General features: G+C 57.4%; 17 protein-coding genes and 1 pseudogene. 11 read left to right on the forward strand and 7 right to left on the reverse strand.

Annotated elements, in window-relative coordinates:
* Positions 1 to 376: 376 nt before the first annotated feature.
* Positions 377 to 2,395: a hypothetical protein gene (locus FNA46_RS08870; protein WP_246102967.1), complete on the reverse strand. Its 2,019-nt coding sequence runs from the start codon at positions 2,393 to 2,395 to the stop codon at positions 377 to 379.
* 908 nt (positions 2,396 to 3,303) lie between these two features.
* On the opposite strand from FNA46_RS08870, the gene FNA46_RS08875 reads away from it, so the two are divergent.
* On the forward strand, positions 3,304 to 3,585 hold the full coding sequence (locus tag FNA46_RS08875) for a hypothetical protein (RefSeq protein ID WP_143124836.1): 282 nt from the start codon (positions 3,304 to 3,306) through the stop codon (positions 3,583 to 3,585).
* A gap of 26 nt (positions 3,586 to 3,611) precedes the next feature.
* Here FNA46_RS08875 and FNA46_RS08880 read toward each other — a convergent pair whose 3' ends face one another.
* Genes FNA46_RS08880 through FNA46_RS08900 form a run of 6 tightly spaced genes read right to left on the reverse strand, consistent with a single transcriptional unit; the run spans position 3,612 to position 6,880 of the window.
* Positions 3,612 to 4,034 (reverse strand): hypothetical protein, encoded by a 423-nt coding sequence (locus tag FNA46_RS08880; RefSeq protein ID WP_143124837.1) that lies wholly within the window; start codon positions 4,032 to 4,034, stop codon positions 3,612 to 3,614.
* Between the two features lie 9 nt (positions 4,035 to 4,043).
* Positions 4,044 to 4,631, reverse strand: coding sequence for a hypothetical protein (locus tag FNA46_RS25980; protein WP_185969781.1), 588 nt, complete (start codon positions 4,629 to 4,631; stop codon positions 4,044 to 4,046).
* A gap of 1 nt (position 4,632) precedes the next feature.
* On the reverse strand, positions 4,633 to 4,983 hold the full coding sequence (locus tag FNA46_RS25985; protein WP_246102969.1) for a hypothetical protein: 351 nt from the start codon (positions 4,981 to 4,983) through the stop codon (positions 4,633 to 4,635).
* A gap of 54 nt (positions 4,984 to 5,037) precedes the next feature.
* A complete protein-coding gene (locus tag FNA46_RS08890) occupies positions 5,038 to 5,742 on the reverse strand; it encodes a thermonuclease family protein (protein WP_143124838.1) in 705 nt (234 codons plus the stop codon).
* Complete coding sequence (locus FNA46_RS08895; protein ID WP_143124839.1) at positions 5,739 to 6,275, reverse strand: thermonuclease family protein; 537 nt, start codon at positions 6,273 to 6,275, stop codon at positions 5,739 to 5,741. Before FNA46_RS08895 ends, FNA46_RS08890 begins: the two co-directional genes overlap by 4 nt.
* Positions 6,272 to 6,880, reverse strand: coding sequence for a hypothetical protein (locus FNA46_RS08900; RefSeq protein ID WP_143124840.1), 609 nt, complete (start codon positions 6,878 to 6,880; stop codon positions 6,272 to 6,274). Before FNA46_RS08900 ends, FNA46_RS08895 begins: the two co-directional genes overlap by 4 nt.
* Positions 6,881 to 7,039: 159 nt before the next feature.
* Here FNA46_RS08900 and FNA46_RS08905 point away from each other — a divergent pair, with 159 nt between their 5' ends.
* The 10 genes and pseudogenes from FNA46_RS08905 to FNA46_RS08950 all read left to right on the forward strand — a co-directional run.
* Positions 7,040 to 8,014: a lytic transglycosylase domain-containing protein gene (locus FNA46_RS08905; protein ID WP_143124841.1), complete on the forward strand. Its 975-nt coding sequence runs from the start codon at positions 7,040 to 7,042 to the stop codon at positions 8,012 to 8,014.
* Between the two features lie 10 nt (positions 8,015 to 8,024).
* Complete coding sequence (locus FNA46_RS08910) at positions 8,025 to 8,372, forward strand: TrbC/VirB2 family type IV secretion system protein (RefSeq protein ID WP_143124842.1); 348 nt, start codon at positions 8,025 to 8,027, stop codon at positions 8,370 to 8,372.
* The gene (locus FNA46_RS08915) at positions 8,372 to 8,671 is read left to right on the forward strand and encodes a VirB3 family type IV secretion system protein (RefSeq protein WP_143124843.1); all 300 of its coding nucleotides are present in this window, start codon (positions 8,372 to 8,374) and stop codon (positions 8,669 to 8,671) included. Before FNA46_RS08910 ends, FNA46_RS08915 begins: the two co-directional genes overlap by 1 nt.
* Before the next feature lie 2 nt (positions 8,672 to 8,673).
* Positions 8,674 to 11,133, forward strand: a complete 2,460-nt coding sequence (locus FNA46_RS08920) for a VirB4 family type IV secretion/conjugal transfer ATPase (protein ID WP_143124844.1) — start codon at positions 8,674 to 8,676, stop codon at positions 11,131 to 11,133.
* The gene (locus tag FNA46_RS08925) at positions 11,130 to 12,221 is read left to right on the forward strand and encodes a lytic transglycosylase domain-containing protein (protein ID WP_143124845.1); all 1,092 of its coding nucleotides are present in this window, start codon (positions 11,130 to 11,132) and stop codon (positions 12,219 to 12,221) included. The genes FNA46_RS08920 and FNA46_RS08925 overlap by 4 nt, the downstream gene beginning before the upstream one ends.
* A 14-nt stretch (positions 12,222 to 12,235) precedes the next feature.
* Complete coding sequence (locus tag FNA46_RS08930; RefSeq protein ID WP_143124846.1) at positions 12,236 to 12,934, forward strand: type IV secretion system protein; 699 nt, start codon at positions 12,236 to 12,238, stop codon at positions 12,932 to 12,934.
* Positions 12,927 to 13,163 (forward strand): hypothetical protein, encoded by a 237-nt coding sequence (locus tag FNA46_RS26365; protein ID WP_037093750.1) that lies wholly within the window; start codon positions 12,927 to 12,929, stop codon positions 13,161 to 13,163. Before FNA46_RS08930 ends, FNA46_RS26365 begins: the two co-directional genes overlap by 8 nt.
* 4 nt (positions 13,164 to 13,167) lie before the next feature.
* Positions 13,168 to 14,196 carry a TrbL/VirB6 family protein gene (locus FNA46_RS08940; protein WP_037093751.1) on the forward strand — a complete coding sequence of 343 codons (1,029 nt, stop codon included), beginning with the start codon at positions 13,168 to 13,170 and terminating at the stop codon, positions 14,194 to 14,196.
* Between the two features lie 33 nt (positions 14,197 to 14,229).
* Positions 14,230 to 14,922, forward strand: coding sequence for a VirB8 family type IV secretion system protein (locus FNA46_RS08945; protein WP_037093755.1), 693 nt, complete (start codon positions 14,230 to 14,232; stop codon positions 14,920 to 14,922).
* A 41-nt stretch (positions 14,923 to 14,963) separates the two neighbouring features.
* Positions 14,964 to 15,374: pseudogene (locus FNA46_RS08950) on the forward strand (TrbG/VirB9 family P-type conjugative transfer protein); the annotation flags it as partial.
* Positions 15,375 to 15,386: the final 12 nt, after the last annotated feature.

Below are 15,386 nucleotides of genomic sequence, written 5' to 3' on the forward strand. Positions count from 1 at the left end.
TCCAGCTCCCGGTGGCCCAAAATCGGGGAGCACGTCATCCGGACAACAGACTAACCTCAAACCGAGGACATTCCAGGGGAGCAGGTCATCTTGTCCTCCATAGCCGGCACGGTAACCGCAAAAGGACGTTTGTCGCTTGATAAGCATCAAGTGGAGTCGCAATAATCCAGCAAGCAGCGCTCTATGTTGTCAAATGGGAGACCACCAGGGCGTGAACGTCATAGTCGGATCTCTCCAGAGACTGAGTAAGAACCGATCGTTCTCATGGAGCTCAGTCCGGAACGTGAACGCCGGCATTGGGTCATTAGCGGAATTCACTTGGGCAAGCGGCTAGATAACTTTCGACCGAGAGCGTCTATAGAATCTTTCATGACTTCTAAGCGCCGAAGGGTAGCTTCGCCTTTATCGAAGTCCACGCCTGTTCCGCTTTCTTCCCAGCGGATTTCGTCTTGGACGGCTCGGATGACATTGCCACCAACAGGTCATCCAACTCGGCCTGGATGGCGAGAGGGTGAACTTTGGCGGCATCCATGGCGGCGAGGTACGCCCGCGCGCGCTCTGGCTGGCGAAGATGTGGCAGGACGATCTCGAGATCATATGCGATTTCCCGAAGGAATACGATGTCATCAGCGAAACGGGCATCAAGCCAGCATCTAACCGTAGGGACTGTATCAGCGACTTGGGAGCGTTTGCCTTCGAGCATCTCGATCTTTGTCTGGATCGCCGTCAGCATCACATTACGAAAGCGCTCCGCCGAAGTATCGAGGTCTGCAAGCCATTCCGACGATAGAAGCCTACTTGCCTGTTCACGAGCCCAGCCAACGCCCGCCAAGGCACCGACTCCACCGACGCCGCCAAGCACAAGCGCCCCGGCAGGCCCGAAAGCCACGAGACCGATGAACTTCCCCGACAGGCCGCCGATCGCGGATAGTCCGCCTTTAACGGACGCATCCATTGCAACTGAAAGCGGAAGGTCGGACATCGGCACACGACCGCGCCAGACGCGATAGAGGTTTCGGGCCGATGACGCAGCGACGGCGAAATACGGGACGTTCAAATCGCCAAGAGCCTCTCCGGCTTCCATCGAGGTCGTCATGATCAGGTCGGCGATTTCGCGGTCGAACCCATCCACGTAGAAAACCAATTTCGCCCAAGGAGCGCCGATCTCCATGACGGCCTCGGCAAGTTCGGCATTGGCATAGACTGGCACGTCAGGGTATTTCTCAAAGTGCCTCCGCAGTCCATCCACATTCAGCAGGCATTTCACCTGAAACGGCATACCGTCCACGAGGAGATCGAACCCAGGATTATTCGCTGCCTCGGGAAACGAGACGACGTGACCGCTTTCGACGAGGCGAGACGCGACAATCTGCTCCGACACGTATCCCCTGAGATTGTTTTCAGCTCCTGAAGCCGCTGTCGCCGACATGGAGCTGACACGATCGGCAAAAGCTCCGAACTGGAAGATTGTCCCGATATCTTCCGTGCGGGAGAAGTCAGAGGCTGAAATTACCATCGGATCAATAGAAGCGGCGTTGTAGATGATGTCGCCAGCGGATAGAGCGGCAACGGTGGCGACTTCCGCTACGTCACCCTTACTTCTGGACAGAACACCGTCGAGGAAGATGCCGCGACGGTCTGCCGCAAAATGGCAAACCATGAGGTCGCCAAAAGCATTGGGCAGGCCTCCACCCATTGCCTTCGCCACTGCTTGGTTTCGCGACAGAGCCGCCGTCGCTAGAGTGGACGGAAGCGAAACCAAGTCGGCTGCTGTCACTGTCCTGAAATCATTGAGGGCAGTTGCGAGCCCTTCCCGCTCGGATGAAAGGCCGCGCAGTGCCAACTGGATCGCGACGACCGCCGCCAGCTTTGCGGCCTGCCCGCCGGTCACATGGCGGTTGGCGAGATATCCGATGCCCGCGACGGCGGGGATGCTGAACAGCGGGTTTGCGAGCATGAATAGCGTCGAAACGACTGCATGCCCGCTCACAAAAGGGATGAATGCCGACGCCTGAGCGGCGAGGATGTAGGCGCTGAAGCCCGCCAGATTCACGCCGACACCAATGGAAAACGCAGTTGTGCCTGTCGCCAGCAGAGCAAGTGTCGCCTTGTCCGCCGATGTGAGGGCCTTCTGCATTGCTTCATCACGAAGCTCTGGTGGTAGGCTCCTGATGTAATCGCGGATGCGCTCGTCGAGTGCGCTTTGCAGTCCCTCGGACATCTCGCCAGACTTTGCCGCCTCGGCAAGCGCCCTTGCAACCGTCTCCGCCTGGCCAGTGACGAGAGCCGAGAAATCCTTATGCCGTCGGCCTCGGATCGCCTTGAAGACTTTCCACGCTCGGTGGAGAGTGGGTTGTTGGCCGATTTCTGTATCGTCTGCGACAGGCAGGGCCATGATCGCCGCTGTCTTAATAGCCGCACCCGCGCCAATCGCGCTAGCCTTCCTAGTGGATAATGGGAGGACCGTGTCGAGACCGAGGGCATCAGCGATTCTCGTCCATAGTCGGACGCGAAGCGCTCGATCCGACGAAGTGGAAAGAAACAAAGCGTCAGCGGCCTCACCCAGGCGGCGGGCGAATGCGTTCGTATCTGTATCCCGTGCGTTTTTCTGGAATCGGGCAACCATGTCAGATACTCGATCCACAGACATAGAGAGCAGGGTCGTTGCCTCGAAGCTGGCGATGAGATTGCAGAGCTCACGACGATCGAACGCCCCGAGTCCAGCGAAAATCGTCCATGGTGGCACGTACAATTCAATTTCCCCTATCCAGCGCCGATGAATGTATCCCGGACATCCTGGGCATAGCCGTGTCCGTCGTCGAATTATTTGAGACGTTTCGGGCGCTTGAGGATTGGAGTTTCCGGCCCGGGTTATCGATTTATCTAAGCCGCTTTGATTTGATGGCACAAGACGCCTTTCTATCCACACCACCATCCGCGAGAAAATTTTCAATCGACGAGGAAAACGGTCCGCCCTCCCGTCAGGGTCTATTGTTGGCTGCGGTGTTGACGATCGGCGCCCTAATGCAACTCACTGAGGGGGGGGGAGAAAGGCGCTCTGCCCTCTCTCCCCCACAAGCACCAAACCGGTATCCCCATGCTTCGGCCTGTGGCCTGCAGCACCGGCCGCATTTTCATGAAATCCGTCTCGGCCCTCCGGGTGCGTGATCCCCCTCCGGTTTAGCGCTTGTCCCCCTCTCTCCAGCTGTTCCGCACGAGCTCGGGAGCAGGAGCGGGGCTCCTGCCTTCCCTTCGATTTCGGGAGGTCAAGGAGTGATCGCTTGCGCTTGTGGAGAGGGAAAGATGACAGAAAAGCTTGATCTGCAACCCAACGAGCCATTGTCCGTGAAGGTCGAACGTCACCGGGCCGTGTACCTGGCAGCCGTCAACGGCGAGGGCGGCGCTGACATGGATCAGGGAGCGAATGCACGTATGGAAATCATCAGGCACGCGCCGTCAGATCAGGATGAGAGAGATCAGAAGCTACTTTACGTATCGGGGTATCTAATTGCCTGCAAGGGGAGACTAAACCCTGAGGAAATGGAGCTTCTTCTTTCAGGCTCCATCTCACTATCGGGGCATTGATGATCAACGGGCATCTGGCCCTGAGATCAGAAGTTGGTGGCAACCCACTTGCCGGATGCAGACTTGGCAAATCCAATGACACGATCGAGAGGAGCTGCGTTTGGATTCCTCTTGATGGCCGCAACGCATGATACGCCTGGACCGCTGGCGTTCTCGTCACACTCTCCCAAGGCAAGGGTTACATCGGCGTCACCGCGACCAGTCCTCAGAGGATTGCGGGCATAAGCCTTGCGGTATGCGGCTAGGGCTTCCTCTTCTGTCGGTATTTCAAGCACAGGGGCGGGAGGTTCGGGAATTAGGGAGGGATTGGCTGCGATAAGGGCCGCGATCTCCGCATCAGTAGGGGGCCGAACAACCGGCTCTGGCTCCGGCATGATGAGATAAGTGCCTCCAGCACCGGCGAGAACGCCGATACCTGCGGCTGCTACGATGAGAATGTTGCTGTTCATGTCGTCCACTCAGTCATTCAGGTTGAACCAAGCGCGCTGCTTGACGCCCTTGTCGTTTGGAATGTCGAAATAATAAGGTTCCGCGCGGCGAGGGCGGGGCTGAGTGATCTGCACCATGCAGCCATTGTCTCGGTTGAAAACATCATTGTCGTTGTTCTGGTTGATCTGCCGGATCGTGACACCCTTGCGCTCGTTTTCTCGGGCGTCACCAAATTGGGTACGGAAGGCGGCACGGTTGCTGCACTGGTTGACGGTCTTCGTGCACTGATCCTTGTCGTCACGGCCCAAGAGCGGCCGATCCCCATCGGTGCGGGAGGAAACGGCGGTCATGCCGGCAGGGCATTCCTCGTAAGGTTCATAGCCCGGTTTTCCGGCTTTTGCTTCATGGCAGATCGGCCAGGAGAAGCCGGGCTTCGCCATAGCTGATATGAGCCTTTTCATCGGGGGAACGCAGTAGGGGACGCCATGCCATGACGGGCTTTGTGAGGCTGCGCACAAGAGGATCTGGCAACCCCATGAGGCATCCTCGGCCTTGGCAGATGCTGGAGAGATGGCAAGAGCCGCGAGACCGGCTGTGGCAAAAAACACTGGTTTCATATCAGGTGTCCCTCTTGAACAATGCTGCTGAAATTGCCGGCTCGGAAAGAGACCTTTCGAGCGGAGTCCTGTGCTTGATGCGTTCGCCTGCAGCGGAGATGACGGCCGAGATCAGTGCGAAGCACGCAAACCAGGAAATGCCGATGCGATAGAGCAGTGGCTGATTGGGAATGTCCCGAGAAACCGCGGCGAAGGCTAGGAGCCCGACCAGGTAGCTGTCGAAGGACAAGTGACGCTTGTCGTGGAAAGCCAGCGACAGGATGAGAAGGAAGGCCGCTAGTAGCGCGTGGATCCACCAGAGTCTCTGCGCCGGGATTATGAGGGCGATCGAGAGGGAGATGGCAAGCAGCAAGCCAGCCAAGGGATCCGTTGCGAGAGAGGTCGCAATATGTGCGAGGTCTGGCAACTATCGGTCTGTCCTCTTCGGCTTGTTTCGCGCATCAGCAAAAGGAGGAGAGATCTCGCTTTTCCTCTCGGCCAATAGATTGAAGTCGGCGATCGGATGCCGATCTAGCGTCTTGTCGACGGCTTTCCGGCGCCATTCGTTCATGTCCAACACGTAGGTTCCCCACATCCCATACCGGGCGGCCATCGCGTTGGTCTGATAAGCGTAATATTGGGAGTTAAGGTAAGGGGAATCGAGACGAGCCCAACCGACGCGCAGCATTTCGGCGGCGAGATCCACACCGTCAGTCGTGCATTGTGCGACAGGTATCCCATCGTTCGCGTAGGCCAGACCGACGCAAGTCGTGGGTCTGTTTCCGACAGTCCTTTTCAGCCAGGCCTTGGCGAAGGGACCGCATGGAACGGGGGTAGGGGCCGGTTGCTTGTCCCGGTTGGTCCACTTTGGGTTCAAAGCCCATTGAGGAAGCTCACAGGTGTCGATGCCAGCCAACCTCACTTTATAGCCATTGCCAAGCGTGCCGAACCATAGCGTGCGGCCGTCAAGAACGGTTACCGGGCCTTTGAACGTCGGCAACCGAACAGCGGCAGCAACGGGAGGCGCAGCCTGACCGCGTAGGGCGTGCCAGTTCTGATAGATCGGATCGGCGGCAAACGCCGGCTGGGCCAAAGAGCTTGCGGCGATAAAAAGGAAAAGGCGGCTTCTCATGGCTGGGCGCTCCTCGATCGCTGGTTCGCCTCACGACTAAGCAGGATGGAAGGATGCTGAACGTCGGAGAATTGCCAAAGGCCGGCCTTCTTTTGCTGAGCAAGCTGCTCGGCTATGGCGTAGGGGGCATGATAAGGGAGACCATCGGTCTTCAAGGCGGCGAATGCATAGCCGCTTGTCACCATGATCTGCGCGAGGTCGAGCCTTTGACTGCCAACCGTGGCGTAACAAACGACATATGAGATGCCGTTAAGCTTCGCCACGGGGGCACAGATCGGTTTAGTGTCCTTGATGTAGGCAGCCAACATCGCAAGCGATGCCTCGCCGCAATCTTGTCTGTTGCCCTGACCATCCGTGTAGGTAGTGCCGCGCAAGCAGGACTGGATGCCATAGAGACGAAACCTGTCTCCGTTCGAGATCCAGGTATCGCCCGTTTCCAGAGTGATGCCGGGCGCAAGATCGAAATACCCTTCAGGTGCGGCATTGGCCGCGAACGGCAACAGGGTCGCGACGAGTGCAGCAGCAAGCTTCATTGCGCCTTCACCCGAGGATCTGCCCACATGCCGTAGGAACCCTTCTGGCCGATTTCCTGAGCTTCTGTGAGATCGGGACGCTCAAATGAACCGTCGGCTTTCTTAGTCAGGCGAACCGCTCCCAACGACAGAAGCTGCTCCTCAAGATTATCAACCGTGTCCATTGCGCCGGGATAGTTATAGTAGCCGTAGCAAGTGACATCCTGGACTGGGGCGGCCTGCTCGCTGATGAACGCCCTGCAGAACAGCACCTTGGGGCTTTGCAGCATCGCTTGGAGCTGCTGCGTACCAAACTCCTCGCAAGTCCCGGAATAGTCCTCCGCGCGATTGACCAGATCGCCGTTGCAGGGCTGAACGCCATACAGATGCAACGTTGTCGATTCATCGACGCGAAACTCAGTCGCCGAAATAGCCTTGAAGCCATTGGCCGTGGCGTAACCCTTGCGATCAGCGACTTTGCCGGTCCCGTCGTAATACTCGACGACAAGAACCGTCTTGCCCGGCGCCGCAAGTGACCTGATGTAGTCCTTGTTCACCGCAGGAGCGGCAAGCGCTTGTGTTGCCAATGCGCAACTTAGAAGCGCGGGAATGATGGCCTGTTTCATATTCTAGCCCTAACCATCCGTAGTGCGATTGTTGACCCTGCAAAATAGGGTTTAACACCGATCAGAAAACTTGTAAGAGTGCATCAAATCGGTATCATGCGTGCATTAACTCTAGTCGGTTTTCGTGGCGATCACAACACCGTTTGACGGGCGGGTGCAATGGATAAAAACACTGTCTATGCAGGGTATCTAGGCCCGCGAACCCTGACTAGCACAGCATTATCCGTGCTGCTCGCGGCCAATACTGCTGCGTCACAAGACCTAGCCACAACAGGGCGTATTTCCAGCGATTACAACGGTTCTGTGACAATCAACGAGGAATCTCTGGTCACGAACTTCGAAGATCGCTGGAGCGGTGTCGAGACATCAGAGAAGGAATTTGTCCTTGGTGCAAACGGTGTTGTCACGAAGGGCGGAGCTGAAGTATTGGGCGCAACGGCGTCGAAAGACGCGGGCACCAAATGGCATCACATTGATGCGTCTGTCAGCGCATATTTTGATGTCTCGGAGCGCGCCACCGGCCGCATAGAGCCTGTCCAAACTCCCACTCTAGATACGACATCTAGTGATACCCCCGAAAATCTAGCGGCAGGAACTCCCGTTGAAGAGTGCGGGCCGCCGCCCCTATCACCTGACGAGATTAAAGTTCTGGTTGCATCCACTGCGCGCCGATACAGCGTCGATGAGGGCTTCGCGGTTGCGATTGCCTGGGCCGAAAGCCGCTTCGATGAGATCCGCAATTCACCGAAAGGCGCACGCGGTCCGATGCAGCTTATCCCCGAAACGGCGGCTCGCTTCGGTGTTCAGGACATTTGCGATCCCGCTCAAAACATCGAGGGCGGGATGAAGTACCTGCGCTTCCTGCTCGATGAGTTTCAGAACCCGCTTCTGGTCGCAGCCGCTTACAACAGCGGGGAGGGTCGCATCTACGAATATGGCGGCGTTCCGCCATTCCAAGAAACCGTCGGCTATGTCGCAAAGGTCGTGAATTTCCAGCTTGGCCTACCGATGCCAACCGGCAAGCGGAAGGCGAGCGGGATCGTCCGAGACATGGCGGCAAAGAACACCAGCGATGCCGGAGTCATCGCTGTGGAGAAGACCGGCAAGTTCGTCGGCGGCGTGATGCATTTTTAAGGAGAGAACTATGAAGAACGTCGTTTCCCGGCATTCCGGGGCATTGAAGGCAGTAGCCGTCGTTGGCTTGGTGGCAGCCCTGCAAGTTGCTGGCGCTGATCAAGCGCTTGCACAGGCTAGCGGTGGCGGCGGCGGTGCATTCGCCCCCCTTCAGACAGCCGTGCAGATGATCGTTGACTTCATCACCGGCCCCTTTGGACGTCTGATGGCAATCATCGCCGTGATTGGCCTCGGCTTCCTTGCCTTTGCCGGCAGGCTTTCGTGGTTCACGGCCGGAGCCGTCGTCATAGGCATCGGTCTCGTGTTCGGCGCCCCTGCCATCGTTGACCAGATGATTTCGTCGGTAGGCGGCGGCTGATGAGCGATTTTCAGGACGAGAAGCCAGCTTTGACGCCGTTGGTGATCGGCTTGACCCGTTCTCCGACGCTATGGGGCGTGCCCTACATGGCGATCGTCCTGATCATCGGCGTGACAATCATTGGGTGGCTGGTGACGAACCATCTGGCGGCACTGCTGATCGCGCCAGCCGCCTACCTTGTCCTTTTCTCGCTTTGTGCCTGGGACAGCAAGATTCTCGACGTCCTGCAGGTCACGTCCCGCAAGACGCCAAGGACCCCCAACAAGCGCTTTTGGGGCACCAACTCATACGGACCATAGTGATGCTGAAAGTCGTCAAGGAAGAGCTTGGGTTTGGGAAGGTCGCCGGCAACGAGCGGCCTATGTCCGTTCACATCCCCTACATGCGGCATGTGTCTGACACGGTCATCGGGCTCGAGAATGGAACCCTGATCAGCGTCATCAAGCTCGATGGACTGTTCTTCCAGACGGAGGACCAGGCCGAATTGAACATGCGTTCTGTTGTGCAGAACACCATGATCCGAGCTCTAGGTTCGAGCCGCTATTCTCTGTGGTCGACCGTAATCCGTCGTGAGGTCGAGACCGAAATCGGCGGTTCGTTCGATTCCTCTTTCTGCGAGATCCTGAACGATCGCTATATGGACCAACTTCGCAAGAAGCGGATGTTCACGAACGAAATCTACCTGACGATCGTGCGTTCGGGCATGAAAGGGGCGCTTGGCCTCGGCGACTCGCTAAAGCGGATCTTTGAACGCTCGAACAAGGAGGCCAGGGCCCAAGCGACCCGTGAGGACGTGACCGACCTTGAAGAGCTGGTTGGGAACATCGTGAAAGAGTTGCACAAGTACGGCGCAAAGCCGCTTGGCATCACGCATCGCAAGAAATCGGACGATACCGCGAAGAAGGACATCGATGGGGAAGAGGCTAAGGGCGATCCGTATTCGGAGCCCTGCGAGTTCTTCAACACGATCCTGACCTGCGGTGTGCCGCGAAAGATGCGGCTTCCGCGCATGGGAATCCGCAACTACGTCGGCACTTCACGGCTTCACTTTTCAAAGCGGACGATGCAGGCACAAGCGGCGGTGGAAGAAGATAGCCGCTATGCCGCTCTACTCTCGATCAAAGAATATCCTCCATTCACTGGTCCCGGCATGTTGGATGGGTTGCTGCAGGTGAACCACGAGTTCATCCTGACCCAGTCTTTCACCCTTGCAGACAAGCCGATCGCACAAGAGCGGATCAGCCGCCTTCAACGCCAAATCAAGGCCTCCGACGAAGCGGGTAGCTCGGTCGAATCCGACATCGACTATGCATTGAACAGCCTCCTCAATCAGGAGGCTGTATTCGGCTTCCATCATTTTTCGCTTCTGTGCATTTCGCGGGACCTCGACGGATTGAGCCGTTGCGTGTCGGAACTTGGTGCTTGCCTCACCGACATGAACATCAACTGGCTCCGGGAGGATCTTAATCTTGAAGCGGCGTTCTGGGCGCAGCTGCCGGGAAACCGCTCCTACATCTCCCGCATCGCCATGCTGTCGAGCGCCAACTTCTCCGGCCTTTCCTCGATGCATAATTTCGCGACTGGACAGGCGGATCGCACCCATTGGGGCCTGCCGATCACCATTCTGGAAACGACCTCACAAACCCCCTACTGGTTCAACTTCCACCGTCGCGATATCGGGCACTTCACGGTGACTGGTCCGACAGGATCCGGCAAAACCGTAGGTTTGACCTTCCTGCTGGCTCAGGCGATGCGGGTTTCACCCACGCCTCGCGCCGTGTTCTTCGACAAGGACCGGGGGGCTGAGATCTTCGTCAGGGCGATTGGCGGAGCCTACGAGGTTCTGTCTCCAGGAACACCCACGGGCTTTAACCCGCTGCAACTGGAAAACACCGGCGAGAACCGGGAATTTCTGGTCCGTCTGCTCAAGGCCATGCTGCGCGGCGATCGTCGCACCGACTTCACGCAAGAGGACGAGGACACGCTGGAAAAGGCAATCGTCCGGATCATGCAGGAGCCGGCAGCTCAGCGGAACCTCCCGAATCTTGCCGGCCTCTTGATGGGGCGGTCCAAGGCCGATGCCAACGATCTATACTCGCGGCTTCGCCCTTGGATCGAAGGCGAAAGAGCCTGGCTGTTCAACGCGCCCCATGACGTCCTGTCCTTCTCGGGTCACAGCGTCTTTGGCTTTGATATGACCAACATCCTCGGAAACGAGGAGCTAAGAACCCCTGCGCTGATGTATCTTTACCATCGGCTGGACGAGCTGCTGGACGGTAACCCCGTCATGTTCTTCATGGATGAAGGCTGGCAGCTTCTGATGGATGACACTTTCAGCGCCTTCATCGTCGACAAGATGAAGACGATCCGAAAGCTCAACGGCATCGTGGGCTTTGGTACGCAGTCGGCCGCTGACATTACCAAATCCAAAGCGTCGCACACGCTCATTGAGCAATCGGCGACCAACATCCACTTCCCGAACCCACGGGCTGACGAAGAGAGCTACATCAAGCGCTTCGGCCTGACGGTGAAGGAGTTCAAGTTCATCAAGAACACGCCTCCTGAAAAGAGAACCTTCCTGATTAAGCATGGCAACGACTCTGTCATTGCGCGTCTCGATCTGTCGACAATGCCGGATCTCGTGAAGGTGCTTTCAGGACGCAAGGAGACGATCGAGGAGTGCGCGGCACTTCGCGAGCAGTACGGAGACGAACCCGAAAACTGGTTGGCGAAATTCTGCGGATGGGAGAAGGCCGAATGAGGGACAGTCGGACTCTAACGCTGCTGGTTGCAGCCTTGGCTTGGGGAACAGCGCCCCCCGCCTCCTCTCAGGTTCCTGTTACTGATGGCGCCCTCACTTCAACAGATGCAGCGCGCAATGAAACGACGAAGCAGATCGAGGAAACGGACAGTCGCCGGCACTCCGTGAGCAAGAGCGTCACCTGCTCGATGTACCGGCCGGGGCGCGGAGGTGACGCCCCCTCGGCAGCACAAGCCAATCCGGAGATTGTCGGGCTCGTGAAGCGAGTGGCGCGTGAGGAAGGGGTAGACGAAACCCTCTTCATGTCTCTCGTCTACCAGGAGAGCCGGTTCAATCCCTGCGCAAAGTCGCCTGTCGGCGCCATGGGCTTGTCACAGCTGATGCCGGGCACAGCCAGGGATCTTGGCGTGAATCCTCACGATATCGAGCATAACCTTCGCGGCGGCGCACGCTACCTGAAGCAGCAGCTCCGCACCTTCAACGGCAATACCAACCTTGCGCTTGCCGCGTACAACGCGGGACCAGGCAACGTCCGCAAGTATGGCGGCATTCCTCCGTTCAAGGAGACGCAGGGCTATGTAGCCGCGATCAAAGGCAAGTGGATGCCTCAGTTTGGAGGCTCCGATGTGTCGAACATCCCCGAAAACTTCGGCGGAGGTACGTCGGGCTTTTCAGGTGCGAGAGACGCAACGATCAACTCAATGGCAACCAGCCAGTCGATTACCGAAAACAGCGGGAACGTCGCGTCATGGCTTCAGCAACTCGGCCAGATGGAAAGCGGCACGATCCAAGACAGCTGGGACCACAATTCCGGCGCACGCAATGCGAACCTCGAGATGATGAACCAGGTCATCCGCCTCGGAACAACGTTTACCGAGCTTATGAATTCTCAAAATGCACTCGATCTGGGCGGGCTCTCGGGGTCTTCGCGGTCCAGCGACTACAAGCGAGACGAGAAGGAAGACGATCGCGAGGTAGCTGACCTCTGCGACAAGGAACTGCAGCTTGAGTGGAATCCGGAGGAACAGGCCTGCGTTCGAAAACTCGAACCAGAGGCTGACATGAAGCTGATGTTGAGCGCCGAATGACAAGGAGAACGGCCATGAAAAGAGCATTTCTGACTGCGTTTTCGCTAGCGATGGCGTCTACCGCGCATGCACAGGTTCCCGTGATCGACAGCGCCAACCTGAAGATTGCAACGGAAACCTCTCAGACGACCGATCAGATCCTGGATACGAACAGGCAAGTTCTGACGACGGTAGAAGAGACGCTTAAAGCCGTCACGGGGGATCGCGGGAGCGTTTCAAATCCCATGCAGAACCTCGCCGTTGGTCAAGGGTTCAGCGTTTCTCAGATGCCGTCACTCGACAGCCTCATGCAGGGCGGAGTCCCCAACTTCGGCAGCATGGGCGGTGACATCGGCCAGATTGCCACCACCTTCATCAACGGTCTTCAGCTGGTAAAGAACTTGTCTGGCAAGGCGGACAGCACGTTCTCCGGCGACAAGTCCTACGAAGAGATGATGAAGACCGTCCTTGGAGTTGCTGCCCTAGTCACCGGCTCGCAACAGGCCGTTCAGTCGCGAACACAGGCATTCCAGCAGGCAGGTCAGCAGATCGGCCAAGCCCAAGACATCAAAGGGTCCATTGATCAGAACACGCAGCTGCAGGTTCAAACCGGCCTGACGATCAACGAAATGATTGGCGTGATGAACGGAGCGGTCGGCTCCCTGCAGGCCCAAAACCAGCGCCGCCTTGTCGACATCTCCAATACCAAGAAGGCGCTGACCTACGGTGACTAAGACATTTCGAGTGAAAGGTTTTGTGCTCCTCTCCGTTCTGGTTGCTGCCGGAGTAACTGGCTGCGCCGGTGCTCCGAAAGAGAAGACTGCACCATGCAAGAGGCCGGCAAACCTCACATCCTACGCCGAGGATCCGCGACAGGAATGTGGCCCAATGACCAGCGTGAATGGCAACCCATCGGAAGCGCTGGCGGCGATCGACGCTTTCGCTGCAAGCGGAGAGCAATGACCCCATGAACTTTCTAGGCGGCCTGCTTGAGGCTCTTGAAGATGCAGGGCGGAATTTCTCCCAACGGGCTTATGAGGTCGTTGGCGACGAGATCATGCCCTTGCTGACGATCATGCTTATTGCCTACGTCGCCTATTACGGACTTCAACTCGTCATGGGGACCGCGCGAGTGAGCGTCGGCGAGATCGTCGGCCGGGTCGTGCGGATGATGCTTATTGTCGCCTTCATTGATCAGTGGGGCAACTTCCAACTCTTCTTTTACGACTGGCTGAACAACACGCCGGAAGACGTGGGGCGAGCGCTCCTGACGGCTAGCAGTACCGGGATAACTGAGCCGACAGACGGCCTCTCCATGATTTGGGAGACGGCGAATGAGGCAGCAGCAGCATTCGCGGAGCAGTCAGGCTACTTCGCCATTCTACCGGGCCTCGTAGGGTTCCTGATCATGCTGGCAGTTGGGCTGTTCATTGCCGTTGCGCTTGCCATCCTCGTGCTTGCAAAAGTGATGATGTGGGTGCTGCTTGGCACTGCACCGATCTTTATCGCCTGCTTATTGTTTGATTCCACACGCCAGTACGGGATGGCTTGGTTCCAGCAGGTTTTGACGTACGCGATCATTCCGCTCTTCGTTTACGTCGTCGCCGCCTTTCTCATCACGACCATGGACGCTGAACTGCAGAAGGTCGCAGCGGCAGCATCCGCGAACGAGATCCAGCTAGACGATATCTCGGCTTTCGTCCTGATCTGTGCGGCTGGCGCTTTTGTCCTCTTCAACATTCAAACTCTCGCCCAGGGAATCACCGGGGGCGTCGCAACGGGCGTTGGGCAGATCGCTCGATCGGTTGGCTACGCTACCGGTGTTGCGCTGCCAGCACGAGCTTTGACCGCGACACGTTCTGTAGCCGGGAGGGCTGGAGAATTAGGAATGGCCGCACGCGCCAGAACCCATGCCGGCATGAGGGAAAACATCCAAAACGCCGGTGCAGCAGAAGCGATGCAAAACAGAATTACCAACAACAGTCTGCCCAACTAGGCAGCTGGTGGCGGGAATTAAGGGCTAGGATACATGGCAGAGAATAACGATGCTCTCCGGAGCTATTTTCAGGATGGAGACCGTTGGGAACAAGAGATCGTCAAAAAGGCCAAACGGTCCAAGGCGTTCGCTTGGCTGATTACGCTGATCTTCGGCGGCATCACGATCCTGTCGCTCTCCGCATTGGTGATGCTCGTGCCCCTCAAGAGCTTCGAGCCGTACATTGTCGAGGTCGACAAGAACACTGGCTATATTGAGGTCAAGACAGGGCTGACCCGAACATCGAACATCACCGATCAGCAGGCGGTAACTCAGGCGAACGTCGTCCGTTACATTCGATCCCGCGAGGGCTATGATCCTTTTGCCATCGAGCAGAACTTTGGAATTGCAGCTTTGCTCTCCACCGGCGACGCAGCACGCGACCTCCAGGCCCAATGGAGTGCCGCGAACCCTGATAATCCAGCTCGCCGGCTCGGCAAAAACAAGTCGATCACCGTCGACATAAAGTCTGTCACCTTCCCCAACACGACAACGGCGCTCGTCCGGTTCTCGACGCATGAGCGCTCTGATTCAGACGTCATCACGCGCCACTTCATCTCGATCGTTCGCTATCGCTACACCGATACGCCTGAGCGCAACGAATGGCGCTTCGAAAACCCGTTGGGCTTCCAGGTGTATGACTATCGCCGTGATCAGGAAACGGTGACCTCGGGAGGCCAGCAGTGAAATATGGCTTGCCACTGGCGGCGTCGATCGCCGCTCTCACGATGGTCCAAGCCTATGCGGCGCAACAGCCCCGCCCTGGCAGTCTGGATGCGCGTGTGACCAGTGTCGTCTATCAGCCGAACAACGTCGTGAAGGTATCTGCGACCTACGGCATCTCAACGATGATCATCTTTGACGAAGATGAGAAGTTTGAGACGATCTCGCTTGGTGACACCGACAGTTGGCAGGTTGCCCCGTCCGAAAAGGGCAACATCCTTTTCGTCAAGCCGATAGCCAAGGACGTTTCCACAAATATGAACGTGGTGACCTCAAAGAGGATCTACTTCCTTGAGCTCAACGACTATGCACCGGAAGCAGGGAAAAAGGTATTCGGCATTCGCTTCGTTTATCCGGAGAAGAACCTGAACGAGTCTCTGCGGAAGGAGGCTGAGTTTCGGGCAGCTAATACCAACCGTCGCTGATGC

This window comes from Affinirhizobium straminoryzae, from assembly GCF_007004135.1.
GTDB lineage: Bacteria > Pseudomonadota > Alphaproteobacteria > Rhizobiales > Rhizobiaceae > Neorhizobium > Neorhizobium straminoryzae.

Bases quoted from the DNA above. Each gene is read 5' to 3' on its own strand.
- FNA46_RS08940 (WP_037093751.1), top strand. From the start codon at position 13,168: ATGAACTTTCTAGGCGGCCTGCTTGAGGCTCTTGAAGATGCAGGGCGG.
- FNA46_RS08890 (WP_143124838.1), bottom strand. From the start codon at position 5,742: ATGAGAAGCCGCCTTTTCCTTTTTATCGCCGCAAGCTCTTTGGCCCAG.
- FNA46_RS08870 (WP_246102967.1), bottom strand. From the start codon at position 2,395: ATGGCCCTGCCTGTCGCAGACGATACAGAAATCGGCCAACAACCCACT.
- FNA46_RS08880 (WP_143124837.1), bottom strand. From the start codon at position 4,034: ATGAACAGCAACATTCTCATCGTAGCAGCCGCAGGTATCGGCGTTCTC.
- FNA46_RS08910 (WP_143124842.1), top strand. From the start codon at position 8,025: ATGAAGAACGTCGTTTCCCGGCATTCCGGGGCATTGAAGGCAGTAGCC.
- FNA46_RS08905 (WP_143124841.1), top strand. From the start codon at position 7,040: ATGGATAAAAACACTGTCTATGCAGGGTATCTAGGCCCGCGAACCCTG.
- FNA46_RS08945 (WP_037093755.1), top strand. From the start codon at position 14,230: ATGGCAGAGAATAACGATGCTCTCCGGAGCTATTTTCAGGATGGAGAC.
- FNA46_RS08920 (WP_143124844.1), top strand. From the start codon at position 8,674: ATGCTGAAAGTCGTCAAGGAAGAGCTTGGGTTTGGGAAGGTCGCCGGC.
- FNA46_RS25980 (WP_185969781.1), bottom strand. From the start codon at position 4,631: ATGAAACCAGTGTTTTTTGCCACAGCCGGTCTCGCGGCTCTTGCCATC.
- FNA46_RS08895 (WP_143124839.1), bottom strand. From the start codon at position 6,275: ATGAAGCTTGCTGCTGCACTCGTCGCGACCCTGTTGCCGTTCGCGGCC.
- FNA46_RS08875 (WP_143124836.1), top strand. From the start codon at position 3,304: ATGACAGAAAAGCTTGATCTGCAACCCAACGAGCCATTGTCCGTGAAG.
- FNA46_RS08930 (WP_143124846.1), top strand. From the start codon at position 12,236: ATGAAAAGAGCATTTCTGACTGCGTTTTCGCTAGCGATGGCGTCTACC.
- FNA46_RS08915 (WP_143124843.1), top strand. From the start codon at position 8,372: ATGAGCGATTTTCAGGACGAGAAGCCAGCTTTGACGCCGTTGGTGATC.
- FNA46_RS08925 (WP_143124845.1), top strand. From the start codon at position 11,130: ATGAGGGACAGTCGGACTCTAACGCTGCTGGTTGCAGCCTTGGCTTGG.
- FNA46_RS08900 (WP_143124840.1), bottom strand. From the start codon at position 6,880: ATGAAACAGGCCATCATTCCCGCGCTTCTAAGTTGCGCATTGGCAACA.